Consider the following 5,703-nt stretch of genomic DNA (forward strand, 5'->3'; position numbering starts at 1 on the left):
GCCCCCTCCTTCGTGGGGAGCCGCGCCCGCAGCACCCAGCCGTCGTCCCCGTCGTCGATCGACAGCGTGCCGCCCGCGGTGCGCACCCGTTCCTCGATCCCCATCAAGCCGGTCCCCTGGCCGCGGGCGCCGCGAGGCGCGCTGCCGCCGTCGTCGCGGACCTCCACCACCATCTCGGCCGGACCCCAGCGCAGGCTGACGCTCACCGCGACCGGCGGTTCCAGGTGGCGCAGCGCGTTGGTGACGCCCTCCTGCACGGTCCGCACCGCCGCGACCTCGGCGCTGAGGCTCAGCGGCCGCCGCTGACCCGTCTCCGCCAGCGTCACCGCGTGCAGCGGGCTCGCCGCCGAGGCCACCAGGTCGGGCAGCACGTCGAGCGAGATCGGCGCCTGGCCGGGCCGGGATCCGGCGCGCGACGCCGCGCTGGCCGCGCCCCCGGCGGACGGGCCCCCGGCGGACGGGCCCAAGGTGGCCAGCATCGCGCGCAGACCCTGGTGGGCGTCCCGGCCGGTCTCGGCGATGTCGCCGAGTTCGCGCCGGGTCGCCGCATCCGCCGTCGTCACCGCCGCGGCCTCGATCCGCGCGACCATGACGGTGACCGTGTGGGCGATCACGTCGTGCAGGTCGCGGCGGATGCCGGCCCGTTCGCCGGCGAGCGCCGCGGCCAGCCGTTCGTCCTCGGCCCGTCGGGCGGCCTCGCGCCTGCGCCGGACCAGCAGGGCCGCGAGCCACACCCCGCCGACCACGAGCGTCAGCAGCCCGCCCTCCAGCAGGCGGGTCCACAGCGGGTCGGCGGGCAGCCGCGCCCACCCCACCGCCTCGTTCAGGACGATCCCGAGCGCCGCGACCGCCAACGCCGGCGCCGAGGACCTGACCGGGACCAGGCCGGTCAGCCGCCACAACGCGAAGGGGAAGCACACCGCCGAGGGCAGCAGGTTCAGCGACCATCCCGGGGAGGGCGTCAGCACCAGGACGAGCATGGCCAGCGCGCCGATCGCGTACCCCGCCCACGGCCGCCGGGCGGCCGCCACCGCCCCCGCATGGAGCAGGACGGCGGCGCCCGCCGCGGGCAGGACCTGCCACCAGGCCGCGCCCAGGTACCAGGCGCCCACCAGGATGATCGCCGTCAGGAACGCCAGGACCGCGTGCGCCGCCACCGTCGTGGCCGGCCAGGCGCTCCGGCGCGGAGGGGCTGTCACGGTCGGTCGTCGCCTTCCGGTGGGCTCGTGGTGGGGGAGCCGTGCCCGGCTCGACCTGCCACAGGATAGCCAGCGGCCGAGGGGGACAGGTGACGCGCCGCGTCGGCCGCTCCGGCAGCGCGCGAATGGGTCACGAGTCTGGACATTCGGCAGATACGCGCGAGCACGCCTGGATAGGCTGCCACAACTTGATCACCGACGAGGGAGCATGGTGGCCGCGCAGACACAACCAGGACGTGTGATCAGCGGACGGTACCGGCTGGAGTCCGTTCTGGGCGGCGGAGGCTTCGGACGGGTCTGGAAGGCGCACGACGAGTCTCTCGACGTGTCCGTGGCGGTGAAGGAGGTCTGGCTCCCGTCGGCCACCTCCGACGAGGAGCACGCGCAACGGCTGCGCCGCGCCGAGCGGGAGGCGCGCAACGCCGCCCGGCTGCGGTCGCATCCGCACATCGTCACCGTCCACGACGTGGTGATCGAGGACGAGGCGCCGTGGATCGTCATGGAACTGGTCGACGGCGGCACCCTCGCCGAGCTGATCGCCCGGGACGGCCCCCTGCCGCCCGGCGCCGTCACGTCGGCCGCCAGGGGCCTGCTGGACGCCCTGCGCACGGCACACGCCTCCGGCATCGTGCACCGGGACGTGAAACCGGCCAACGTGCTGATCGCCCGGGACGGCCGCGTGCTGCTCACCGACTTCGGGATCGCCGTGCAACAGGGCGACACCGCCCTCACCAAGAGCGGCGGGCTGATGGGCTCGCTGGAGTACATCGCGCCGGAACGGTTCAACGGCGTGGACAGCGGCGGCGCCGGCGACCTGTACTCGCTCGGGGTGACGCTGTACCAGGCGCTGGAGGGGGTGTCCCCGTTCCACCGCGACACCCCGACGGAGACGCTCACCGCGGTGCTGCTGGGGGAGCCGCCCGTGCCCCGCGACGCCGGCGGCCTCGGGACGCTGATCGCCCGCCTGCTGGACAAGACCCCGGCCAACCGCCCCACCGCCGCCGAGGCCCTGGCCATGATCGACGCCCTCGGGCAGCCTCGCCTGCCGAACACTCCACCGCCCCCGGCCGGCCCTCACTCCGTGCCGCCGCGGCAGCCCTTCCCGGACGCCGGTTCCGCTCCGGCCGGCCCGTCGGCGCGCACCGAGAACGTCCCGCCTCCGCCGCCGCCCACGTTGCAGGAGCAGGCGCCCGCCTTCCACGACCCGTCACGGCCCGGCCCGGGCGGGCCGCGGAACCGCAAGCTGCTCATCGCGGGCGGCGCAGGGCTCGCTGTGGCGATCGCCGCCGTCGCCGTCGTCGTGGCCATCTCGGGAGACGGCGACCAGACCCCGCAGGCGGGCTCGTCCGGCACGACGGCAGAGCAGACGGCGGCCGCCGACGACCAGCCCGGCACGAAAGGCCACGGGATACCGTCGGGCTGCGAGAACCAGACCGGCGTCATGGAGAAGTGGACCCAGGTCCCGGTCAGCGGAACGGTGCCGCTGCCGCCGACCGAGAACCTGCTCAACGAGATCATCGACCTTCAGCAGGCCAATCTGGCCAAGGCGGTCCGCCCGGCGCTCAAGACCGCGCTCCGGAACGACATCGACACCGCCAAGAAGGCGCTCAAGGCGCTTCGCGCCGACGACGTGGACACGTACCGGCAGGCGGTGACGAAGGACAAGCTCGGGCACCTGACCGAGATCTCCGACGCGTGCTTCTTCAACGATCTCGGCCCGTCGCAGTCATCGGGGTGACCCGGGTGTCAGAGGAACCGCCTGTGTCGTCCGTCGCCGGCCGGGGGAGGGGCACGTGATGCAGGCCCACGTCGCCGAGGCGGCCCGGGCGGCCGCCCCGCCCGCCGCCGGCGAACGTCGTCATCAGGCCGGCAGGCGCCCGGTCACCGACCCGCGGGGCGACGATCAGGAGCGCTTGCGGTAGACGGCCAAGGCCCAGCGGACCGGGCGGTTGGCGTCCTCGCCCCAGATGCCCGCCCGGACGGTGACGGTGACCCGCCTGCCCTCCGGCACGGTCAGCTCGGTCATCGCCATCGGGTACGGGCCGCTCGTCCACTGGCTGCAGGTGACCACCTCCTCGTCGCCGCCCCCGATCCGGTACGTGAACCACATCCGCCTGGCCAGGTCACCGGCGCAGAGCGCCTCGATGCCCATCCTGCCGCCGTCGCCCCGGACCGTGACCGTGGCCGTCCCGTCCTGCGGCCAGATCCGGTCCTGCGTCGCGCCGGCCAGCTCCCAGCTCGGCAGCCGCTTGGGGAAGGCTCTGAGCGGTTCGGGATCGACCGGCCGCGCGGGAGGCGTCCATTCGTAGACGGCCAGGCTCCAGACCGCCTTGACGGGCTCGGGGGTGACGCACGGCGCCCCCTTCTCCTGCCGCGTACACCCCCCGCCCCTGGTGGTCGTGTCGAACGTCACCGTGACCTGGCCGGCCCCGGCGGGCACCGGCAACGGGACCAGCTCCATGCCCTTCAGGCAGGGGGAGAGGGGCGGGGAGGCGCCGGCGGCGCGGCCCGCCACGGAGATCCTCGGCGCCGTGGCGCCGAACGAGCCGTCGCACAGCGCGGCCACGTCCAGCGGCCTGCCGGTGACCGGGATCGTGACCGACGTCTTGCGCGCGCCGTCCGTCCTGACCGTCGCCGTCGCCAGCCGCCGGTAGCCGGTGCCGTCGTGGGCGGTGAACCGTTCCGGCAGCGGCTCCGGGGCGGGGGCCACGGCGGAGGCCGAGGTCGCGGGCTCGTGCCGCGTCACGGCGTCACCGGGCAGCAGGGAGAGCACGGCCGCGCCCGCGGCCACCGTCGCCGCCACCGTCGCGGCGGCGGAGGCCAGGACCCTGCGCCGCCAGGTACGCCGCACACGGCGGCGGACGAGCTCGTGACGGTCCGGGATCGCGGGCGCGGGGCCCTCGGCTCGCTCCCGCAGCATCTCACGCAGGTCCTGCACGCTCATCGGCACTCCTTCACGATCGACTCGTCCACGCGCAGCTTGGCCAGCGCCTTGGCGGTCTGGCTCTTGACCGTGCCGTCATGGCAGCCCAGGATCCTGGCCACCTCCTGCACCGACAGGTCCTCGTAGAACCGCAGCACGATCACCGCGCGCTGCTTGGCGGGCAGCCTTCCCACCGCCTCCCACAGTTCCTCCCGCCCGGACCGCTCGGCATCGGGCACCCCCTCCTCGGGCAGCGTGCCGCTCGGCACCTCACCGCGCCATCGCCGCCGCCACCACGAGGTGTAGGTCGTCACGAGCACCCGCCGCACGTACGCCTCGGGCTCCTCGATGCGCGACCAGGCGAACCACGCCTTGGCCAGGCACTCCTGGAGCAGGTCCTCGGCCGTTCCCCAGTCGCGGGTCAGCAGGTACGCCGTCCGCAGTAACCGGTCGGATCGCGAGGCCACGAAGTTGTCAAAGAGCTTCCTGTCTGGCACACCCGTACTGACGCGGTGCCGGCGCGATCAGGTTGCCTCGCCGCGCCGATCCCGCCTTCTTCGCGGACAGCGAGAGCTGGCCGCACCACAGCAGCCCCGAACGCGGGACGGCGGCGCGGCTCGCCGGGGCACTCGACGCGCGGGCGGTCCTGTCACCCGAGGTGCTGGAGAGGCTCGCGGCGCCTGCGCCCTCCTCCGGCGCGCGGCCAACCCCTCGGCCGAGGAGGGCGTGCCCAGGAGCAGCGTGACCGAGATCGACTTCACCGACTGGGGCAACGGCGTGTCCGTCGAGCCGCCGCCGAAGGACCAGGTCCATGAGAGCGGAAGCTGTCTCGCCCCGGAACCGCACTGAACACCCGGGCCGTGCCGGATGCATCCTGGGCGTGACGTTTCCGTCCGGTGCCGGTTAGACGGGGATCACGGGGACGCGGGCGGATGCGCCGGCGCAGGTTCCGGTCCCGCCGAATAGCGGTGACGCCGCCGCCCCTATCGGGCGTCGCCGAGCCGGTCGCCGCCGGCCGATCCGCCCTTCAGCGGGCCCGGAATGCCGGACTTTCCCTGCCCGATTGTCCGGCATGACGGCCGATTCTGGCACGTGGATGGGTGTGACCAGCGGTAACAGAAATGTCGGTATGCCTACCGATGAACATACGTATTTTCGAGCAGTCAACCAGCGCTTAGCGTCTGGCGGCAACAAGGCGAAACGGTTCGCTTGCTGTATCCGTCACCCTTTATCACCCCCCATGCCCCCTTTCACCTCCCGCGATCCAGGAGACCCCTGACCGCGTGGTGACCCGCGCACGCCCAAAGGCGGCAACGGCCCGAAGGGAGCCTGCCGAAAGGAGCACCACAGCGTGAAACCCAAAGCCTTACTCGCGGCGGTCGCCGGCCTGGCCACGGCCGCGACCTTGACGCTTCCCGCGTCTCCCGCCAGCGCCGCCCCGCCCGGAGCCACCCCCGCACAAGACCCCGGCACCACCGCACCGGCCGCGGCAGACCCCGCCTCGCTCGCCGCGGCGGTCGCCGACAGGGCGGTCTCCAGCCAGCTCGACAACCTCAGCAGAGGCCCCGACGAGGCCTACAG

The 5,703-nt window shown here is 73.9% G+C and carries 5 protein-coding genes; 2 read left to right on the forward strand and 3 right to left on the reverse strand.

Going from position 1 to position 5,703, the window contains the following annotated elements:
• Window positions 1-1,199, reverse strand: a 1,199-nt coding sequence (locus ACWCSD_RS46610; RefSeq protein ID WP_449925230.1) for a sensor histidine kinase, incomplete at its 3' end; no start/stop codon positions are given.
• Window positions 1,200-1,437: 238 nt separating this feature from the next.
• Between ACWCSD_RS46610 and ACWCSD_RS46615 the strand changes: the two genes are divergently transcribed.
• Window positions 1,438-2,937: a serine/threonine-protein kinase gene (locus tag ACWCSD_RS46615; protein ID WP_449925233.1), complete on the forward strand. Its 1,500-nt coding sequence runs from the start codon at window positions 1,438-1,440 to the stop codon at window positions 2,935-2,937.
• 165 nt (window positions 2,938-3,102) lie between these two features.
• Here ACWCSD_RS46615 and ACWCSD_RS46620 read toward each other — a convergent pair whose 3' ends face one another.
• The gene (locus ACWCSD_RS46620) at window positions 3,103-4,143 is read right to left on the reverse strand and encodes a hypothetical protein (protein WP_449925236.1); all 1,041 of its coding nucleotides are present in this window, start codon (window positions 4,141-4,143) and stop codon (window positions 3,103-3,105) included.
• The gene (locus ACWCSD_RS46625; protein WP_358302255.1) at window positions 4,140-4,619 is read right to left on the reverse strand and encodes a SigE family RNA polymerase sigma factor; all 480 of its coding nucleotides are present in this window, start codon (window positions 4,617-4,619) and stop codon (window positions 4,140-4,142) included. The genes ACWCSD_RS46620 and ACWCSD_RS46625 overlap by 4 nt, the downstream gene beginning before the upstream one ends.
• Before the next feature lie 854 nt (window positions 4,620-5,473).
• Here ACWCSD_RS46625 and ACWCSD_RS46630 point away from each other — a divergent pair.
• On the forward strand, window positions 5,474-5,703 hold a 230-nt coding region (locus tag ACWCSD_RS46630), incomplete at its 3' end, for a hypothetical protein (protein ID WP_449925239.1).

The organism is Nonomuraea sp. NPDC001684 (genome assembly GCF_053596515.1).